Annotated in this window: 21 protein-coding genes; 15 read left to right on the forward strand and 6 right to left on the reverse strand. The window is 38.7% G+C overall.

What is annotated here, in order from left to right:
- Positions 1-3 precede the first annotated feature (3 nt).
- Complete coding sequence (locus ACST14_RS07355; RefSeq protein WP_459462124.1) at positions 4-1,008, reverse strand: proline iminopeptidase-family hydrolase; 1,005 nt, start codon at positions 1,006-1,008, stop codon at positions 4-6.
- Between the two features lie 95 nt (positions 1,009-1,103).
- On the opposite strand from ACST14_RS07355, the gene ACST14_RS07360 reads away from it, so the two are divergent.
- Complete coding sequence (locus ACST14_RS07360; RefSeq protein WP_459462126.1) at positions 1,104-1,631, forward strand: hypothetical protein; 528 nt, start codon at positions 1,104-1,106, stop codon at positions 1,629-1,631.
- A gap of 56 nt (positions 1,632-1,687) precedes the next feature.
- On the opposite strand, the gene ACST14_RS07365 is transcribed toward ACST14_RS07360, so the two are convergent.
- Positions 1,688-2,716, reverse strand: a complete 1,029-nt coding sequence (locus tag ACST14_RS07365; RefSeq protein WP_459462128.1) for a CapA family protein — start codon at positions 2,714-2,716, stop codon at positions 1,688-1,690.
- A gap of 154 nt (positions 2,717-2,870) precedes the next feature.
- Positions 2,871-4,022: a dipeptidase gene (locus ACST14_RS07370; protein ID WP_459462130.1), complete on the reverse strand. Its 1,152-nt coding sequence runs from the start codon at positions 4,020-4,022 to the stop codon at positions 2,871-2,873.
- A 209-nt stretch (positions 4,023-4,231) separates the two neighbouring features.
- Between ACST14_RS07370 and ACST14_RS07375 the strand changes: the two genes are divergently transcribed.
- The 5 genes from ACST14_RS07375 (at position 4,232) to ACST14_RS07395 (ending at position 9,777) form a co-directional block, all read left to right on the forward strand.
- Complete coding sequence (locus ACST14_RS07375) at positions 4,232-4,855, forward strand: glycosyltransferase family 2 protein (RefSeq protein ID WP_459462132.1); 624 nt, start codon at positions 4,232-4,234, stop codon at positions 4,853-4,855.
- Positions 4,855-5,598: a hypothetical protein gene (locus ACST14_RS07380; RefSeq protein WP_459462134.1), complete on the forward strand. Its 744-nt coding sequence runs from the start codon at positions 4,855-4,857 to the stop codon at positions 5,596-5,598. The genes ACST14_RS07375 and ACST14_RS07380 overlap by 1 nt, the downstream gene beginning before the upstream one ends.
- Positions 5,599-5,685: 87 nt before the next feature.
- Complete coding sequence (locus ACST14_RS07385) at positions 5,686-8,103, forward strand: bifunctional YncE family protein/alkaline phosphatase family protein (RefSeq protein WP_459462136.1); 2,418 nt, start codon at positions 5,686-5,688, stop codon at positions 8,101-8,103.
- A gap of 128 nt (positions 8,104-8,231) precedes the next feature.
- The gene (locus ACST14_RS07390; RefSeq protein WP_459462138.1) at positions 8,232-9,473 is read left to right on the forward strand and encodes an MFS transporter; all 1,242 of its coding nucleotides are present in this window, start codon (positions 8,232-8,234) and stop codon (positions 9,471-9,473) included.
- A gap of 58 nt (positions 9,474-9,531) precedes the next feature.
- Positions 9,532-9,777 carry a 4a-hydroxytetrahydrobiopterin dehydratase gene (locus ACST14_RS07395; protein WP_459462140.1) on the forward strand — a complete coding sequence of 82 codons (246 nt, stop codon included), beginning with the start codon at positions 9,532-9,534 and terminating at the stop codon, positions 9,775-9,777.
- Here the strand turns inward: ACST14_RS07395 and ACST14_RS07400 are convergent.
- The gene (locus ACST14_RS07400) at positions 9,774-10,229 is read right to left on the reverse strand and encodes a hypothetical protein (protein ID WP_459462142.1); all 456 of its coding nucleotides are present in this window, start codon (positions 10,227-10,229) and stop codon (positions 9,774-9,776) included. The two genes, ACST14_RS07395 and ACST14_RS07400, sit on opposite strands and share 4 nt — an antisense overlap.
- A gap of 29 nt (positions 10,230-10,258) precedes the next feature.
- A complete protein-coding gene (locus tag ACST14_RS07405) occupies positions 10,259-11,143 on the reverse strand; it encodes a toxin-antitoxin system YwqK family antitoxin (protein WP_459462144.1) in 885 nt (294 codons plus the stop codon).
- Positions 11,144-11,235: 92 nt separating this feature from the next.
- Here ACST14_RS07405 and ACST14_RS07410 point away from each other — a divergent pair, with 92 nt between their 5' ends.
- The 8 genes from ACST14_RS07410 to ACST14_RS07445 all read left to right on the forward strand — a co-directional run bounded on the left by ACST14_RS07410 (position 11,236) and on the right by ACST14_RS07445 (position 18,625).
- Positions 11,236-11,685: a hypothetical protein gene (locus tag ACST14_RS07410; protein ID WP_459462146.1), complete on the forward strand. Its 450-nt coding sequence runs from the start codon at positions 11,236-11,238 to the stop codon at positions 11,683-11,685.
- A 5-nt stretch (positions 11,686-11,690) separates the two neighbouring features.
- Positions 11,691-12,905, forward strand: coding sequence for a serine hydrolase domain-containing protein (locus ACST14_RS07415; protein ID WP_459462147.1), 1,215 nt, complete (start codon positions 11,691-11,693; stop codon positions 12,903-12,905).
- A 92-nt stretch (positions 12,906-12,997) separates the two neighbouring features.
- Positions 12,998-15,091 carry a PQQ-dependent dehydrogenase, methanol/ethanol family gene (locus ACST14_RS07420; RefSeq protein WP_459462148.1) on the forward strand — a complete coding sequence of 698 codons (2,094 nt, stop codon included), beginning with the start codon at positions 12,998-13,000 and terminating at the stop codon, positions 15,089-15,091.
- 22 nt (positions 15,092-15,113) lie between these two features.
- The gene (locus ACST14_RS07425; RefSeq protein ID WP_459462150.1) at positions 15,114-16,121 is read left to right on the forward strand and encodes an alpha/beta hydrolase; all 1,008 of its coding nucleotides are present in this window, start codon (positions 15,114-15,116) and stop codon (positions 16,119-16,121) included.
- Between the two features lie 103 nt (positions 16,122-16,224).
- Entirely contained in the window at positions 16,225-16,734 is a 510-nt protein-coding gene (locus ACST14_RS07430; protein WP_459462152.1) for a nuclear transport factor 2-like protein, read from the forward strand.
- Between the two features lie 286 nt (positions 16,735-17,020).
- On the forward strand, positions 17,021-17,560 hold the full coding sequence (locus tag ACST14_RS07435; RefSeq protein ID WP_459462154.1) for a nuclear transport factor 2-like protein: 540 nt from the start codon (positions 17,021-17,023) through the stop codon (positions 17,558-17,560).
- A 26-nt stretch (positions 17,561-17,586) separates the two neighbouring features.
- On the forward strand, positions 17,587-18,090 hold the full coding sequence (locus ACST14_RS07440; RefSeq protein WP_459462156.1) for a nuclear transport factor 2 family protein: 504 nt from the start codon (positions 17,587-17,589) through the stop codon (positions 18,088-18,090).
- A gap of 103 nt (positions 18,091-18,193) precedes the next feature.
- Entirely contained in the window at positions 18,194-18,625 is a 432-nt protein-coding gene (locus tag ACST14_RS07445; protein WP_459462158.1) for a QcrA and Rieske domain-containing protein, read from the forward strand.
- Between the two features lie 36 nt (positions 18,626-18,661).
- Here ACST14_RS07445 and ACST14_RS07450 read toward each other — a convergent pair whose 3' ends face one another.
- Positions 18,662-19,441, reverse strand: a complete 780-nt coding sequence (locus ACST14_RS07450; RefSeq protein WP_459462160.1) for a 3-keto-disaccharide hydrolase — start codon at positions 19,439-19,441, stop codon at positions 18,662-18,664.
- 122 nt (positions 19,442-19,563) lie between these two features.
- On the opposite strand from ACST14_RS07450, the gene ACST14_RS07455 reads away from it, so the two are divergent.
- Positions 19,564-20,160 carry an SOUL family heme-binding protein gene (locus ACST14_RS07455; RefSeq protein WP_459462162.1) on the forward strand — a complete coding sequence of 199 codons (597 nt, stop codon included), beginning with the start codon at positions 19,564-19,566 and terminating at the stop codon, positions 20,158-20,160.
- Positions 20,161-20,186: the final 26 nt, after the last annotated feature.

Here is a 20,186-nt window from a genome sequence, read left to right on the forward strand (position 1 = left end):
ATTTTATTCTCCATTCACCTTTTTAATGAACGAAATAACCCCGTTCATATAGATTTTTTGGTCATCCCACATCGCTAAGTGGCTGCCGTTAGGGCAGTATAAGTAGGAGCCATTTTGAACCATTTTACTTTGTTCTTCCATCGCTTTCGGATCCATCGTGTCGTATTTTGCACCGATCATCAGGGTAGGAACGGAGATCTCTTTTAAGCGATTTTTGATATCCCATTTTTCCAAAAGTCCGCTAATCCCAAATTCACTTGGTCCCTGCATTCGGACATAAATGGAGCTGTTTCCGTGCTTAAAGGTACGATTCAAGGCATCAGGCCATTCTTTTAAGCGACAAATATGTTCATGGTAAAAGTTGGGAATCAAAAGTTCCATGTAGCGGGGATTATTGAAATCCTTTTTCGCCTCGATGTCTCTCACTTCTGCTAGCACTTTAGGATCCATCTGTCTCGCTAAAACCTCTTCCGCATATTTTCCATATTCCGGTGCACTCGCCACCATATTAGAAATTAAAAGTCCTTTCATATTTTTCTGGTATTTCAAGGCATATTCCATGCCTAAAATGCCTCCCCAAGAGTTTCCGATGATGTAAAAGTTAGTCGAATCTGCGCCTATCGCTTTGCGAACTTGCTCCACCTCTTCCACAAATCGTTCCGTTTTCCACAAAGTGGAATCCGTCGGTTGATCACTGTAATAGGAGCCCAGTTGATCGTATTCGTAGAATTCGAAGCCCTCTCTTTGGAAGAAAGTCTCAAAACATTCCATGTACTCGTGCGTCATCGCAGGACCACCGTGCAATAATAAAATTTTAATTTTTGGATTAGTCCCAAAGCGCTTCGTCCACACCTTAAAGGTTCCCGAAGACGTCTGAATTGGAATCATTTTTACACCTCCAGCCTCTAGGCTGTCCGGATAGCTGAAGTAGTTAGAAACCGTTTCCGAGCTTTTCGTGCAAGCTGAAAGACTGAAAATGGATAGGGCTATGAGTAGAAGTTTGTTCATCGTTTTTTAATACCGTTAAATAAATAGTGCAATTAATATAATCAAATAGTATAATTTTTTTGAATAAATTGGGATTCAATTTAATTTCTAAATCTATGAAAAAACTTGTTAAAACTTCATTTCTACTCGCAATCATTGGAACCTTCTGTTTTTCTTGTGGTAATGAGAGCAAAACTGATACGACTAAATCCGATTCGCTAGTAAAAGCAGCGGACACCGTTCAGATTGCAGCGCCTAGTCCGGAACAACTTTTGGAAGAGCAGAAACAAGTTCTGCTAAAATATTCCAATGCAAAAATGAATGATGTCGGAGACTGGGTTAAGCAATTTGAGGAACTGAGAAGCAATACCATCAATAACAATGAAGATGGGACTAAAAGCCCTGAAGAAGCAATGGCTACGACTAATACGGTTTATAAAAATGGGGTTCAATACAAGGTAACCTCTGGATATGAATACCAATCATTTGAACTTTTTATCCCCCATTTAAAGGCTAATGAAGCAAAGAGATTAGTCAACCGTCTTTGCAAAAACATGGGTGGTTGTTTAGGACCTGACGAAGTTGAAGTTAAGTATTCTGAAACAAAAGATGGAGTGAAAGTCGAATGGGGTGGAGGATGTTAATTTTAGTTTTCTTACTAAAAAAGCCGCTTTTATGAGCGGCTTTTTTTATTGGTTTGCTATTTTCTCACGATTCTCCCATCGCTCGTAAAAGCTAATTCAGCCTCCGGAATATCTGTCTGAGTTAATTCTTTTAGTATTTGAAAAGCTCTTCCAGATGGATCCACAGACATGTGTTTGTTTTTTTCTTGTTTGATGGAGGTGATTTTGGCAGAAATGAATTCACCATTCTTATTGATGTTTAGTTCTAAAAGTGGCGCCACACCATTAGGCCCATTCAAATTAAATTGCCCATATGTGCAGAAATTACCAAGACTGTAAGCGATAAATCGATTTTTGTATAAATCTACGGCTCTGGTTACGTGTGGTCCACTTCCTAATATGACATCTGCTCCAGCATCTATAGCCATGCGCGCAAAAGCGTATGGATTACCTCTATTTTCGCCTATAAAGAATTCATTAGATCTGGTAATATGTTGGTATTTAGCCCCTTCGCCGCCCCCATGAAATGAAACCACGACGATGTCTACCTGTTTTTTTAATTCTGATATTAGTTTTCTCGCAAATACCCAATCATGAAATGAAACGGTTCCATTATTAGGCGCAAAGGCGCAAATACCATACTTGACCCCATTTTTAGTAAAATAGGTGTATGGATGTGTTTTGAAACCAGCAAAAAGCAAACCGGCCTCTTTTAAAGTTTTTGCCGTTTGAACTCTACCTCTGTCATCAAAGTCACCTGAGTGGTTATTAGCGACACTCATTACGTCGAATCCTGCATCCGTTAAATGGTTTACATAACGTTCTGGCATTCTAAAAGCATAGCATGAACTACCACCTTTACATTTATTGCTATGCCCTTCGTCTAATAATACTCCTTCAAGATTACCAAAGGTTAAATCAGCGCCCCTAAGTGGACTTAATACAGCCTTGAAACTACCCTTAGCATCATCTGCTGGAAGCAATGGAGTAGGGAATCCTGACCCCATCATAATATCACCCACAGCGGCGATTCGAAGTGTATCCGTCTTAGCCCATGAATAAAAGTTCAGGCAGACAAGCGAAGAGATGAGCAATGTTTTTAACATGATTTTCTTTTTTAATTTTCTCCTTTTCCAATCACCTTTAAAGTGACTGGACATCTTTTTTTCATTTTGGTTTTATTTGTTAATGAAAGCAAATTAGGTATTAATACTTTTCAAAATAAGATTTCTAAAAGCAATTTATTTAACGGTAAAAGTATCATTTCGGATTATTTGATTTGTATACCCGTAAAAAATTCCCTCCTAATACTTTGCTGACTTCCTTATCGGAATATCCGCGCGCGATTAAAGCCTGTGTAAATAGGGGATAGTCTAAAACCGTTTTTAGTTGTTTAGGAGCTGAATTTATTCCATCAAAATCTGATCCTAAGCCCACGTGATCTACTCCGATTAATTTCACGATGTGATCGAAGTGTTTCATCAATTGTTCTAAGTCAGGTTTGATTGCATCGCTTTCCTGTGGGTATTTATCCGAAATCACCGTAAACGCATATTCAGTTTGCATGCCTGAGGCTATCAATGAATCGATCTCAGCGGCATGATTTTTACGGAAGGCTGCATCTTTTTGGAAAAAATCAACATCCACAAATCCGGAGAAAAAGTTTAAATGAATCACACCACCATTTTTACCTATGGCTATAATTTGATCATCTTTTAGGTTTCTAGATACAGGGCAAATACTATAGGCATTACTATGAGACGCGATCACAGGTTTAGTTGTGGTATTGATAGCATCCCAAAACGTCGCCTCACCTACATGCGAGACATCTACGATCATGCCTAGTTGATTCATTTTTTGTACGACTGTTTTGCCAAAATCCGTAAGCCCCCTCTTTCCTTTAAATTCAGGATTCTTTTCATCTGCATGTGAACTCGCCCAGCCTGGCGAATTGTTCCATGTAAGTGTCATATACCGAACTCCCCGATTGTAAAAAGTTTCTAAATGGTGTAAATCTCCTTCGATCATGTGACCACCCTCAACCCCAAACTGAGCCACTAATTTATGTTCCTTCAAGGCACGCTGGATGTCTTTCCATGATTTAGCGATTACTATTTTATCTGGATTCCTGGCTGCCACCGCATACAAACTATCCATTTCCCGCATCGCCCAGGCATAAGGCTGAGCTTTCTCCCCATCACACCAAACTGAAAATAATTGGTAATCAACGCCTCCCTTTTTAAAGCGAGCTAGGTCTGAGTGATTAATTCCTGTCAAATCTTTATCAAGAGAGACCTTTTTCTCAATGCATGCCGTCAAACAATCATTATGGGTATCTACTAAAATGGATTTGAAGTGGATTTCTTGCGCGAAGATGGCGCAGGGGATGAGGAGTAAGAGTAGTAATTTCATAGTCTAAGGATTTTATTGAAATTATCAGTTATATTCTATTAATCAAAGTTCATTCCTAAGTAAAAAGACTTAGGCAGCTAGTTAAATGAATGATAATAATTCTATAAAATGTATTTAGTATTAATTGACTAAATTTGCCTCCGTTAAAGCCTATATTGGTGCGTATTTAGTAGCGACTCATGTCCAAAAAAGTAAAAATTTCGGTGTTAATGGCAGTCTATAATACAGACTTTCAATTAACTAAAAGAGCCATTGATTCGGTTTTAAAGCAAGATTTTCAGGATTTCGAATTGATTATCATTGATGATGGTAGCAAGGGGAATGACCGCAAAGCCCTGTTAGAATACGTGGAAGCGCACGAAGAGAAAATCGTCTACATCCGGCATCGTAATCGCGGTCAAGCGGAATCTATTAATCGGGGTGTGTTGATTAGTTCAGGAGAATTTATCACTATTTTGGATAGTGATGATGAGTATAAACCCTTTCATTTGAGCTCATGTCTGCTAGAAATGGAAAATACAGATTTGATATGTTCTACTGCGGAGACCGTGGTGGATTCGGTAGAGGATTATTATGTTCCTGATAAAAATGATTTAAGTAAGCCGATTCATTTGGATGATGCAGTTCTTTTTGGGACCTTATTTGGCCATCAAAAAGTATTCAAAAGTATCGACTTCAAAGGTGGATTCTCGGCTGATTCAGCCTTCTATGAAAGAGCTGAGACGCTTTTTAGGACAAAGAAGGTGTTCAAAAGATCCTATATCTATTACCGAAATAATCCCAATAGCACCTGCGCCGTATTGAAAAAGCAAATCGCTTTAATCGCAAATTAATGGCGCCGCTTCAACTTGTTCTTGCCTGCCATATTACGGGCGTTTATGATGTAAATCGAAGTACGACCTTGCCGGATGATTCCTATGACTTGGTTAAGGATTGGGCAGAATCTATCGCGGCGGCAAAGCTTCGAGGTATCCTGTTTCACAATAATTTTTCCGATGAAACCTGTGCGCGTTTTGAAAACGAATACGTTTCTTTCGTTCGAATCGACTATAATCCAACTTTTAATCCGAATGTGTTTCGCTATTTCGTTTACCGTGATTATGTAGCGCAATGCACGGAACCCATTCAAGGTGTTTTTGTGACGGATGTTTCGGATGTTATATTGGTGAAAAACCCTTTTAACGATACCTTTTTTATAGATAATCCGAACTCCCTTTTTTGTGGTGACGAACCTAAAACTCTGGACAATGACTGGATGCGGGATCATTCGGAGCATCTAAGAGCGCAAATTCAGGATTACGCTGAATACGAGAAGCGTTTTGCCTCAGAGTCGCTACTGAATTGCGGAGTTTTTGGCGGTGCCTATCCACTTTTTATGGACTTTTTGCAGCAATTATGTGCCTTGCATGAAAGTTATAATCTCAACAATAAAACGGCTTATACTGGCGACATGGGCGCCTTTAATTACCTAGCAAGAACACGCTTTAATACGAATTTACACCACGGAATTCCCGTTAATACAGTTTTCAAATCCTATGAAAACGACCGCATAGACTGTTGGTTTAGGCATAAATAATACCCCGATCTACTTAAATTTAATCATTTCTTCATTTAGAGAATGGGTAAAATGCGTATTTTGCTACTCTAAAAATAACCTATAGCTATGCGATTTATTTATCTACTCAGTTTCATTGTGGGAACGCTTTTCTGCGTTTCTGCCCAGAAAATGTCCCCTGTTGTTTCTCTGCCTAATGGTTGGAAGTTAAGTCCGGCTGGGAAGTCCTTCTCTTTAGGAGATTTGCCCTTAAATATGGCGGTGAGCCATAATAAGAAATATGTGGCGGTAACGAATAATGGGGTAAGTGCGCACAGCATCATGTTAGTCGATGTGAAAACTGAAAAATTGATTGATACCGTGATTATTCCCAAAGCTTGGTATGGACTTAGCTTTAGCCCAGACGACCAATTTATTTATGCAGCTGGGGGCAACGATAATAAGATCATCCGCTTTGAAATCAAGGCTAATAAGTTAGTTAAGAAGGATGAAATTGTGTTAGGCGCAGTTTGGCCTAATCGCGTGGGACCTGCAGGTATCACCTTTGATGAGAAACGTCAAAAAATCTATGTGGTGACCCGCGATAACCGGACGCTGTATATTATTGATGCTAAATCGCAAAAGATTGAGAAACAATTTGGATTAGACGCGGAGGCGTATATGAGTATTTTGAGTCAGGACGCTAAAGAATTATATATTTCTTGCTGGGGTTGTGACCAGGTGCTTGTCTTTAATCTAGAAAATAATACCTGGAAATCGCCGGTGAAAGTAGGGGATAACCCGAATGAGATGTTGCTTTCCACAAACGGCAAACTCCTATATGTATGTAATGCGAATGATAATTCGGTATCTGTAGTTAATCTACTGACGAAAAAAGTGATTGAAACCTTAGACGTGGCATTATACCCGAATTCACCTTCTGGATCTACCACGAATGGTTTAGCAATCGACCCCTTGAATAAAAGATTGTATGTGGCGAATGCGGATAATAATTGTTTAGCTGTTTACGATGTTTCGGTGACGGGATCGAGTAAACCGATGGGCTTTATACCGGTGGGTTGGTTTCCTACGAATGTGAAATTTATTGAGGGTAAAATTTGGGTGACGAACGGTAAGGGGAATACGTCCTATGCAAATCCTTATGGCCCTCGTCCGGTAAAAAATGGGGAGGAAGTGAATTTGCACCAGGGCGATATGAATGCGCCTAAAGAAGTGCAATACATCGGTTCTTTGTTCAAAGGGACGATGAGTATTATTCCTTCGCCTAGTGCAGCGGATATGGCGGGGTATTCGAAAGCCGTTTATCGCAATGCGGCCTATAATCCTGCTAAGGCAGAATTAGCTGATAAAGACGCTCCAGGTTTTCCTATCCCGATGAAGGTAGGTGAAAAATCCCCCATCAAATATGTGTTTTATGTGATTAAAGAAAACCGGACGTATGACCAGGTTTTGTCGGATATTAAGGGAGGAAATGGAGATACGACTTTATTACTTTTTGGTAGAAAATATACTCCTAATCAGCACGCTATATCAGAGAAATTTGTGCTGCTAGATAACTTCTATGTAGATTCTGAGGTAAGTGCGGACGGGCATCACTGGACTATGGGAGCCTATTCCACGGACTTTATGGAAAAAAGCTGGCCTACTAGTTATGGTGGAAAAGGAGGAGGAATTTATGGCGAGCCAGAAAAGAATGTGGTGATGAATAAGAGCGGATATATTTGGGATATGTGTAATCGCTATGGGGTGAGCTACCGGACTTATGGCGAGTTTATGACGGGAAATAAGCCGGCTATTGCGTCTCTCGATAAACATTTTCATCCGACTTTCCCGAGCTATAGTTTAGCGATTATGGATACGACGCGTTTACGTATTTGGAAAACGGAATTTCAGGAGATGGTAAAGGAAAATCGGGTTCCGCAATTTAATTCTATTCGTTTAGGGAATGACCATACGGAAGGCTTGCGTTTAGGTAGACCCACACCGTATGCACACGTAGCGGATAATGATTTAGCGGTGGGGCAATTAATTGAAACTTTAGCTAATAGTCCTATTTGGAATGAATCGGTTGTGTTTATAATTGAGGATGATGCCCAAAACGGGGCGGATCATGTCGATGCCCATCGCAGCACGGCTTATGTAGCCGGAGGCTTTGTAAAACGTAATTTTATAGATCATACCGCCTATACAACTAGTTCGATGTTGCGTACGATGGAATTGATTTTGGGTTTAAATCCGATGTCGCAATACGACGCTGCAGCTATGCCGATGTGGCGTTCTTTTGATTCAGTTGCTAAACCGATTGATTTTAAAGCCATCATTCCTAAAATAGATTTAGGAGGCATAAATGTGGCGCGAAATGAGTGGCAACGCAGATCAGAGTTATTTAATTTTGACAAAGAAGATACGAACAATGACGTGGCCTTTAATTTAGTTTTATGGCATGGATTAAAAGGAAGTCATGTGCCATTTCCTGGTCCAACACGGGCGGCATTTGTATATCCGATCGTGAAGAAGGATGATTAATGAATAGGATTTGGATGTACGGAAGTCTCACTACTCTGAAGACTAATATTGGCTAGTCAATTAGGAGTCTATATTTTATGTTTTTCAGAAATATTTATATACTATTATAGTAGAAATATGTATCTGTAATGCACAAGAGATTTTGGGTACTTTTTGTACTAGCGTTATTTTCCATCATTACCTATTTAGATAGAACTTCCATTTCGATAACGGGAAGTCAAATAACTCAGGACCTTCAATTAAGTGAAAAAGAATTTGGCTGGATCATGGGGTCCTTCGCCTTTGCCTATGGAATATTTGAGATACCCGTGGGTCTTTGGGGGGATTTTAAAGGTCCTAAATCCGTCTTATTTCGAATTGTACTTTCCTGGTCAGTTTTCACCATTCTGACGGGATTTTCCTATTCATTTACCATGTTATTTATCATCCGATTTTTATTCGGATTAGGTGAAGCTGGAGCGTATCCTAACGCAACTATCGTTGTTGCGAGGTGGTTTCCGAAGCAGGAAGCGGGTCGAGCCCAGTCTTTTATTTGGATAGCTAGCCGCATCGGTGCTGCCTTAGCACCATTCCTTTCGATTTATATCATGTCTATTTGGGGATGGCGTTATGTGTTTTATATTTTTGGAGTAGTAGGAATTATTTGGGCTATTTTTTGGGTTTTATGGTTCCAAAACGAACCTAAAGACATGCCTGGTATTAAAGAATCAGAATTAGCGCACATTGAATTAGGTCGTGAAATCAAAAGTCCCCAAAACAATCTTCAGGTATTTTTGAAGATCATTAAAACGCCTAATGTTTGGGCATTAATGAGCATGTACCATTGCTTACTTTATGGAGCCTATTTTTATCTTTCTTGGATGCCTAAATATTTAAAGAATGGCAAAGGGGTGGATGATGCACACATCGCATTCCTGGCATCTTTGCCCTTTATTTTAGGAACTATTGGTTGTTTCAGCGGCGGCTTTTTATCCGATTTCATTGCACGTAAAAAGGGTCTGAAATGGGGTAGACGTTCGGTGGGAATGTTTGGATTAGTGATGTCAGGCTGTTGCATGCTAAGTTCCACTTTTATCGCAGACCCGATGGTGTCCATCGTAATTTTAGCTTTTGGTCTAGCTTTTAAGGACTTTACCTTGCCGGTTTCTTGGGCAACATCAGCTGATATTGGTGGTCAAAATTCAGGTGCTGTGGCAGGGGCCATGGGGATGGCCGGCCAATTAGGATCAACCATTATGTCCATTGCTTTTGGCTATATTTTAACAGCAACGGGCAGCTGGGATATTCCCGTTCGTATCATTGGCGTTGTTGTTATTTGTGGCGGTTTACTTTGGCTTAAAATTGATCCAACTAAAAAAATAGCGTTCTAAAAATTGACTATGTTTTCAATCGAAAAGGCAAGAACTTGCCTATTTGAAATTTAATAAAATGAACAACTGGAAAGAAGAAAATAATACGCTTATCAAAACCTTCGAATTTAAGACATTCGAAGAGGCCATGCAATTCATGCAAAACGCCGTTCCCTTTATTTCCGAATCGGATCACCACCCTACTTGGACGAATACTTATAATCGCGTTCACGTTGAGCTAACTACCCACGATGCGGGGAATAGCGTAACTCAGAAAGATTACAATTTGGCAAAGGTTTTAGATGAGGTATATGCTATCTTTTAAAATTTCTTCAAGAATGTTTTAGGTCCAAAACAAGTTTCTCCAGCCAAATTTGTCAAGCGAACTTCACTAAGTTGTTGACCAAAAGCTGATTCATCTGACCGCATTTTTACAGAAATGGAGATATTTTTATCTTTAAATGACCAAATTCCAGTTTTGGGATTGGGTGATAATTCGTAAAAGGCTAATTTATCGCATTTTGATATAGCCGTAGGAACATAATAGAAGTGCATTTTTGAGCTTCCCACGATGGAATAATCAGACTCGGATGAATCCCAATTTAATCCTAGTTTCCAACACCCATCTGTCTTATTAGTGTTAGCGCAAGCGTCAACTAATTCGTAGAATTTGGGCTCATTTCCTAGGTTTTTATACTTTTCAATGGCGCTTGCATCCTGTGAAAAAACAGAGATTGAAATGGTACAAAAGAAGAGAATACTTACTAGCTTTTTCATATTTTTAAAATGTTTAAATTTCTTGTTATTTAATTTTTGAATACTTCAAATTTTACACGACTTCCTGTATTATCATATGTTGATCTTTCTGTTATTTTACCATTTATATCGAACAATTCTTTTATTCCCACCACTGAATCTATTCTTTCAGATTCATCATGTAAATAGGTTTCTATTTTCGAAATTTTGCCATTAGGATGATAAGTAATACGTGGTCCATCTAGATACCCGCTGGAATAATTTTCAATTCTAGCTAATTTACCTATTGCTTCTTTAAGAAAGCTTAATTGATCCCCGGTCTCATCATCCCAAAATTCCCCTCCATAGTAAATTTCCCATTTCCCCTCTTCTCTACGATCCTTATTGTATTTTCCTTTCTTAAGCAAATTAACGCCATCTACATAAGATTCATAATAAATAAATCCATCTTTAATCGACTCTTTTATTTTTAAAGTTCCTTTTTCATCATATTCAGTAAATTCAATTTCTTTGCCATTTTTGAAAATTTTCTTTTTACTTAGTTGGCCTGTATTATAAAAACTTTCATACAAGCCTTCTTGAATACCATTCTTAAAATATTTTCGAATCGAAATTTTGCCATTTGAAAAATAGCTCTCATATATTCCGTTTTTGTATCCATTTTTGTAAGCAGTTTTATCTTCTAATTTTCCATTTGAATAATAATTTTCATTTAGTCCATTGGCGATTCCATTGATAAATCTATTTTTTGATTTAATTTTTCCGTCTCTGTAATGTGTTTCAACTGTACCATTTACAGGTTTGCCTTTAAAATAAATAATATTATTTCTAAATGCGAAATAGGCTTTATTTAATTCGAAATCAATAGTTGTATCAACTGATAATGTATAAAAGTTCACTAATACTACTATCCAGGAAATAATTAATGCTTTCATGGTTTAAACTGATTTAAGGCGATCATTAGGTTATCTCATATCAAATGTAAATTATTTTATAATATCTTTAAATAATTATTTATTTAACGCACATGAAAATATACTTTGTAGCTTTATTCGTACTTATTCCTCTATTTTTATTTGGCCAAAATCAAATCAACAAAGACGAAGATCAAATCAAATCGGTTATTTTAAAGACCTTTTCTGCTATGAAATCCGTGGATTCTGTGGCTCTAAAGTCTTGTTTTACAGAAAAAGCGCTATTGCATATCAGCCAGGTCAGACCGGAGGGGAATATCGTTCGAGAGGTACCCATTGCTAATTTTATGCAAAATGTGATGAGTAGAAAACCAGGCGATATGGACGAACGCGTACTTTCTTGGGGACCTATTCTCATCGATCATGAAATCGCTACCGCTTGGGTTCCCTATGAATTTTACCTAAACGGGAAGTTTACTCACAAAGGTGTCGATGCGTTTATATTGGTTAAAGTAGGGGAGGAATATAAGATTCAAACGCTATTGTATAATATGCAGAAGTAGCCCCTATGAAAAAATACCTATTTGTTTTATTGGCGATTACCACGTGGAATGCCACTGCCCAGAAAGGAATCTATTATCCATCTACTAAAAATTGGGAACATAAGTCTCCTGCATTTTTTTCAATCGATACCAATAAAATTAAGGAGGCCGTAAATTTTGCCATGGCGCATGAAACCACGCAGCCAAGGAATTTGTGGCTTTCGCAGGCGATGCAATTTGGGAAAGAACCCTTTTCTGATCCCATCGGGCCGATGGCTGATCGAGGTCCTGTGGCGGGGATTATTATTTATAAAGGCTATATCATTGCAGAGTGGGGGAATCCTTCGGCAGTAGAGATGACACATAGTGTAACAAAAAGTCTGGTTTCTTCTGTGGTGGGTCTCGCCTACGAAAAAGGATTAATTAGCTCGTTGGATGATAAAGTGTATACTTATTTGCCACCTGTGGAGGTTGCGACCGCAGAGGTGCTAGCAAACGAAAATCCGATTACTAAAAAGTCCTTCATTTATCCATTTGAGACGGAGCATAACCGAAAAATCACATGGGATCATTTATTGAGACAAACGAGTGATTGGGAAGGGGTGCTTTGGGGAAAGCCGGATTGGGCGGACCGTCCCTCGGATAAATCCGCGGAATGGACGACGCGTAAAAGATTCGAACCGGGTACTGTTTTTAAATACAATGATACGCGAGTGAATGCACTTGCTTTGGCTGCGAGCTTGGTTTGGCGTAAACCCTTACCCGAAGTATTGAGAGAAAACGTGATGAATCCGATAGGCGCTTCGAATACGTGGGCGTGGACGGGATATAAAAATGCATGGATTGTCGTGGATGGTAAAATGATTCAATCGGTGAGTGGAGGTGGGCATTTTGGAGGAGGCATGTTTATTAATGCGTATGATATGGGCAGATTAGGTCTATTGACATTACGTAAAGGAAACTGGAATGGCAAGCAAATCTTATCAGAAGACTGGATTCAAAAAGCAATAACACCTACCCCCGCGAATACGGGTTATGGATTCATGAATTACTACCTTAATACTGACAAGAAGCTGTATCCATCAGCTCCAGCCACCGCTTTTGCACATTTAGGAAATGGTACGAATGCTATTTATGTTGATCAGGAAAATGATTTGGTGGCAGTGGTCAGATGGATTGAGGATAAATCGATGGATGGTTTTATCAAATTACTATTGAGTTCATTACCTCAAAAGAAGTAATCTAATTTTTATACACATTTTTTTTATTGCCAAAATAAATTTAGTATTATTGATATAGAAAAGATACCAAAAATTCTATTAATCATACTACTATGAAAAAAATTGTTCTACAATTAACTGCAGCTGTCCTAGTTCTAGGAAGCATCGCTTTTATCACCAAATCTATTCCTGGCACTCCCTTGCACATTGCGAAAGTGGTAGGTGCTGTTCAAGATCAACAAATTGCTAGTGTTGCTGACAATTCGGGTGACTGGCTTACCTATGGACGTAATTATGGGGAGGAGCGCTTTAGTCCTTTGGGTCAAATTACAAAAGATAATGTGGGACAATTAGGTCTAGCCTGGAGCATAAATTTAGGGACATCTCGCGGAATTGAAGCCACTCCTTTAGTGGTGGATGGTATCATGTTTATTAGCGGGCCATGGAGTATTGTTTATGCTATTGATACGCGAAAAGGTAAAATATTATGGATTTATGATCCACAGGTGCCGAAAGGTTTTGGTGAAAAAGCGTGTTGTGATGTGGTAAATCGGGGAGTGGCCATGTACAAAGGCAATATTTTTGTGGGCACATTGGATGGACGTTTAGTTTCTATCAATGCTGCTACAGGAAAGAAGAAATGGGAAGTATTAACCGTTTCTCATGATCGTTCTTATACAATCACAGGAGCACCCAGGGTGATGGATGGCAAAGTGCTGATTGGAAATAGCGGAGCAGAATACGGCGTTAGAGGGTATGTAACTGCTTATGATGCGATGACGGGAAAGAAAATTTGGCGATTCTTTACTGTTCCAGGGAATCCAGCGAATGGATTTGAACATCCTGAAATGAAAGAAGCTGCTAAGACTTGGAATGGGGAGTGGTGGAAATACGGTGGTGGTGGAACGGCTTGGGATGCCTTTGCTTATGACCCTAAACTAAAACTCATTTATGTGGGTACTGGTAATGGTTCCGTTTGGAATCGAGAGATAAGGAGTCCAAAAGGGGGAGATAACCTATATCTTTCATCGATTTTAGCCATTCACGCGGAGACGGGTAAATTGAAATGGCATTACCAAACTACTCCGGGGGATTCTTGGGATTTTACAGCGGTTCAACAAATCATTTTGACCCAATTAGAAATCAAAGGAAAACAACGGAACGTGTTGATGCAAGCACCTAAAAACGGATTTTTCTATGTCTTAGATCGAGATACGGGGGAGTTATTATCAGCGGAACCTTATGTATATGTGAACTGGGCCTCTAAAGTGGATTTGAAGACGGGCAGACCGGTGGAGACACCTAATGCAAGGTATACTAAATCAAATGAACAAATTTACCCGGGTCCTTTTGGTGGACATAATTGGCAGCCGATGGCCTTTAATCCTAAAACTAATTTGGTCTATATTCCTGCCAGAGAACAATCATTTACCTACGGAAATCAACAAAATTTTGTATACGATAAAGATTACTGGAGTTTAGGAATTGGCGGTAATCCAGCAAACCCAACGAATAAGGATCCTAAATTCGCTAAGTCTTTCGGTAAATTAATCGCCTGGGATCCAGTTCAAAACAAAGAAGTTTGGAGTAAAATAGAGAAAACGACCTGGAATTCAGGTGTGTTGACTACTTCTGATTTAGTTTTCCAGGGAACCGCTGAGGGTGATTTTAACGCGATGGATGCCAGAACTGGTCAAGTGCTTTGGACCAAAAACTTAGGAACAGGTATTGTAGCTCCTCCCATCACGTATTTAGTGGATGGAGTTCAATATGTCACCATCGCCGTAGGTTGGGGTGGAGTACAGGGCCAGTCTTCTAGAAATACAGAGCAGATTAATCCTGGTACGGTTTATACGTTTGCCATCGGGAAAAATACTGCGATGCCTGTTTTTGAAAAACAACCTAAAAAGGAATATTTGACTTTGCCGGTTGAAGTTGCAGAGGCTCAGATAGATGAAGGAGGCAACTTATTTGGAAAATATTGTAGTGCTTGTCATACGCTATCCGCGGGAAATCCAGGTGGAAATATTCCGAATCTAACTTATTCTCATCCTGATATCATGGGTGCTTTCCATCAAATAGTGGGAGATGGTATTTTCTTACCAAAAGGGATGCCTAAGTTCGGAGGACGATTAAGTAATGAAGATATCTCGAACATTAAGGGTTATATCCTGGCGACTGCAAAGAAAAATAGAGAGAAGAAATAATCAATTTAAAAGAAATAAACAGATGAAAAATTTAGTTTCCATCATCCTGTTACTATTCGTTTCAGCAGGCACCTTTGCACAATCCATTAACAGCAGAATCGATCCAGAATCGAAACTGAGTTTAGATGCTTTATTGAAAGCGCTGCCTGGGGGCTTTAATAGTATTCCTGATATTGTTAAACGCCGAGCCGTGATGGATCAATTGTTTGCGGGTTCGAATAAGGCTTATACTGATGTAACCATTTCTGAATATAAAATTCCAGGATTAAACAAGGCTCCAGAAATTTCACTCAGAGTAGTTACCCCTAAAAATGCGAAGGATACAAACCCAGCTATTTATGATATTCATGGTGGTGGAATGATTATGGGCAATATGAAATCGGGTGAAGCAAGCGCGGTATTCTTTGCACTTAAATTCAATGCGGTAGTTGTATCCGTAGAATATCGTTTAGCACCTGAAAACCCCTATCCAGCTGCGGTGGAAGATTGTTATGCGGGACTAGTTTGGATGGCAAATAATGCCAAAATGCTTAAAATTGATCCAGAACATATAGCCGTCTTTGGAGGTAGTGCCGGAGGTGGATTAACCTTGGCCACCAGTTTAATGGCGCGGGATAAGAATTTTCCTAAAATTTGTTTTCAAATGGCCATGTATCCCATGATTGATGATCGTAATGTCACCGTATCTAGTCAGGAAGTCACCAATGTGGGCATTTGGGATCGTTCGAGTAACTTGGAAGCTTGGAAATGGTATTTAGGTGGAAAAAAAGCGGATGCTTATGCCGCTCCGGCCAGAGCTGTTAATTTAAAAGGTCTTCCTCCTACGTTTATGGATGTGGGTGAGGCGGATTTATTTAGAGATGAAGATATAGAATTTGCTGCAAGACTTATCAAAGCAGGGGTAACCACCGAATTTCATCTATATCCAGGAGCCTTTCACGCGTCTGAAATGTTTTCCCCTAATGCTAAGCTAAGCAAGCGAATTTGGGAGGCGAGATACAGCGCATTGAGTAGGGCATTAAATAAATAATCAAAATGAAATTGAAGAGTATTATTAAATAGTGCTTTATAAAAACGTGGAGTCCAGATCCCACGCTAAAAAACGGAATTTTTACATCTAAATTCATTAAATTATGAAAAAAATCTTTCTTCTTTTGATCGCTTCGGCGACCTTGTTTTCTTGCTCAAAACCTGCCGATACAAGTGCGGAGGACGCTAATTTAGCTACGTTTAAAGAAAACAGTAAAATTGTTCAAACGCTATTTGACGGATATTCAAAGGCTGATTTTAGTCAATATGATGGATTAGTGGCTGATTCTGCCAAATTTGTACCTCCATCCGTTAATGCAGATACAATCAATAAAGCGGATAATCTAAAAAGTCTTCAAATGCTACGTAGTTTACAAGCAAAAGTAAATTACAGTGATCTTGAATTCTTACCTACCGTGGACTCTGTTACTTATAAGCCTGATGGAAACGTTCGTGTTTTTGCAAAATGGACGGCCGACGGTAAAAATGGCGCACATATGTTCAATAATTATTTTGCTGTATTTCAATTTAATTCAGCTCACAAATTAGTATTTTCTGCTTCATACCAGGATATTAAAGGTGCAGTGGATTTACTTTCTGCTCCTGCAAAATAAATAGTTTTATAAAAAAAGCCACTTCGTTTTCGAGGTGGCTTTTTTTATTTCGACAAATCTAGTAGCTCAATATTCCTAAAATCGATTTCTTGACCTTCGATTTGAAGCGCAATGAATCCACTTTTTTAGCCAATAATGCTCACTTTCAATTTTGGAGTAGAAAAAACGAAGTGGTTATTCCAATTGAATGGAAAGAGTAAAGTAAATTCCTATTGATATTTATTTTTAGTTTCAAAAAGATATTTATATTTGTTCTTAAATAAATACTAAACTAAATTATACTATCATGAAAAAAATTCTGTTAACCATCCTTGTTTCAGCCACTCTACTTTCATGTAAAGAAGCTCCAGATTCTAGTAAATCAGCCGATAAAAATCCTTTAAGCGGAACTTTCACCGAGAGAGATGATAAGGCGAAATCAATGTTAAATAATTTGACTCTGTTTGCTAAAGCAGATTTTTCTTACGTGAAAGAAACCCTTTCCCCTGAATTTACATTGAAAAATGCAGGAGACACGGCGGTTGCTGCTAAGGGCCATGAAGGTGTAATAGCCTATTGGCAACAATTGCATACTTTATTTAAAGATATGTCATTCTCAGAGGGTCGTGTACACACTTTTTATCTAAATAATGGAGAGGTTTATACAGCGTACTTTGGGGAATTAACAGCTACAGGAAAACATACGAAAAAGACCTTTATTTCACCTGTTCAAATTTGGGACAAATGGGAAGGAGATAAAATGATTTCGCAAATGGATATGGTCGATACTAAAAAGATTTTTGACGAAGTAGCGGCAGCAACAGCGGCAACTCCAGCAACTAAATAATTATTTATACATCTAAATTTTAAATCATGAAAAAGTTATTATTAGCTGTTTTAGCATCAGCAACGTTGTTTGCTTGTAGCGAAGCAAAAAAAGAAGAAAGCACAAGCGCTGTCGAACACATTTTTAAGCCCACCTATACGGATAACTTTAAGATAGGGGATCAAAAAAATGTATTACTAGCTGAAGAACTTCATCAAGCCATATTTGCAAAGGACTTTAAAAAGTTGGAAGAAGCTATTTCTGATACCGCTGTTTTTAATAATGAAGACGGATCCATTTTAAAGGGAAAACCAGCCATCATTGATTTTATGAAAAAGAATTTTTCAGCCATTAATATTAAGAATTTTAAAATAATTGGAATTATCCCAACTGTGGGTGAAAACGGTCACCAATGGGTAAATATTTGGGATCAAGCAGATGTGGAGTTACCAGATGGTACCATACAAAAGCTTCTATGGTTTGATGCTTTTAGATTTGAAAATGGAAAGGTGGTGTATTTCGATGGTTTTGTTAAACCACGTAAAGAATAAATTTTTAAAAATTTGAGTCAAGGCCTCTAGCGATAGAGGTCTTTTTTTTATTGGTATTTTAAACAAATTTCGATTCGTTTTGTTTAGTAAAAAAACGGATAAGATGAAAAGAACTCAATTTTTACATACGGTAACCGGGGGTATAGCCGCCGCTTGCGTTTCCTGCTTAGCAGCTGCATGTTCTTCTAGTGAGGCACCCACGCCTGCTAGCCCTCCAGGACAAGTTCCTATTTCAAATGCATTTACAGTTAATTTGAATTCGGAGTTGCGTGGTATCAATGAGTTTATTTCTAAAAATGGCATCATTCTGATTCGATTAGCAACGGGGGATGTGCCATCCAGCTTTTTGGCAGTATCTTCCGTTTGTCCTCACGCAGGTGCGACGGTTGATTATTTGAGTACTAAATCATCATTTGTGTGTCTAGCGCACGGATCGACTTTCAGTTCAGATGGTTCATTACTTACGGGGCCAGCTGCACAAGGGCTTACTAAATTAGTAGTTCAAATTGTTGGAACGACGCTGACAGTTAAGTAGTATTTTTATAGTCCTAGGATGTTTTTAAACATACCATTAATCCTTAGACAATTCGAGCAGTTCTATCTTTCTGAAATCAATTTCTTGTCCTTCACTTTGAAGGGCTATGAATCCACTTTTTAATAGTTTGCCATCGATTTTCAGGGCAGGGTTGTATCGATTCGCTACACCACCACCTATTTGCGGCTGGGTATATTCTAATACCGTTTCTCCATTGATTTTATGTGTTACGAGAGAGTCTCCGCGAACAATTAATTCGGCCGTAATCCATTGTTCATTTTCGTAGGTTTTAGAAGTTGAATTGATGCAATGCCGGGGATCGATTTTACCCTTATAAACCACGTCTGTACCTGGTGAGCACATATTTCCTGTGGGTCTTGGTTTGCCATCTGCTAAAACACCTAGGAATTGCATTTCCACCGAAATGGGCCAGTCCTGCTCTTTAGGCATGGTACGTGGGTCTTGGGAATGAAACATGATACCGGAATTTCTTTCGGTATAAATAGGAGCATCATTTCGCCAAAGTCCGGTAAAGCGATATTGCAACCGAAGAATATAATTAGAGAAAGGTTTGTCGAAATACAAATGCCCGTATCGTTCATTAAAATGATCATATTGATCATAGCGAACTTTAATCATCCCGTCTTCAGCTCGAAACGTATTCCCAAAATTATCTCCCACCTCGTGGTGGTGAATTTTGACTGTCCAGTTTTTTAGGTTTTTGCCATTAAATAATTGAATCCATTTTTCTTTTTTAGGAGTTCCCTGAGAAAGGTAGGCTATACCACAAAGTGCAACAATTAGTAAGGTTTTCATAGTAGAGGAATTAGATCTTAATCAACGTTTAAAGTAAATAAAATACGGGTAAAACCCACCTGTTTATGAAACTATTCTGTTAAATTGTTGGTTTATAGTCAGTGTGCTAAACTTAAATCGACATGAAAGCATTTTACATCATTGCAGGACTTGGTATTTTATTCCTACTGATTCAATCCTATAAATTAGTGAGTAGCGATCTCACAACAGAAAACCAAAAATACCGAGTGGTCCTCACGGAAGAGCAGTTCGAAATAAGGTTTTATCCTGCTGCTACCTTCGCTAAAATCTATAGCCGAGGAACGGATTATAAGTCCGTAGCCAGCAGTGGGTTCAGGAAATTAGCTGGGTACATTTTTGGAGGGAATGAACAAAGTAAAAGTATTGCTATGACAGCGCCCGTTCGAATGGAACTATCGGATAAAGGATCTACGATGAGCTTTGTGATGCCTGAAAAATACCAGGAATCTGATTTACCCAAACCCAATGATTCAAGTGTACTTATTGTCAAATCTAGCCCACAATATGTGGCAGCTATTAGCTTTGGAGGATATGCGGATGATGAAAAAATTAAAGAAAATCGCGAACTATTACAGCAACTAATTCAAAAAAAGGGCCTTAAAATTACCGGAGAATCTACATTTTTAGGCTATAATGCTCCTTATCAATTTTGGAGTAGAAAAAATGAGATTATCATTCCGATTGAATGGAAGGAGTAATTGTAGTGATTTACGTTATTTGAATT

The sequence above is a fragment of the Aquirufa sp. A-Brett2-15D genome (assembly GCF_054558735.1).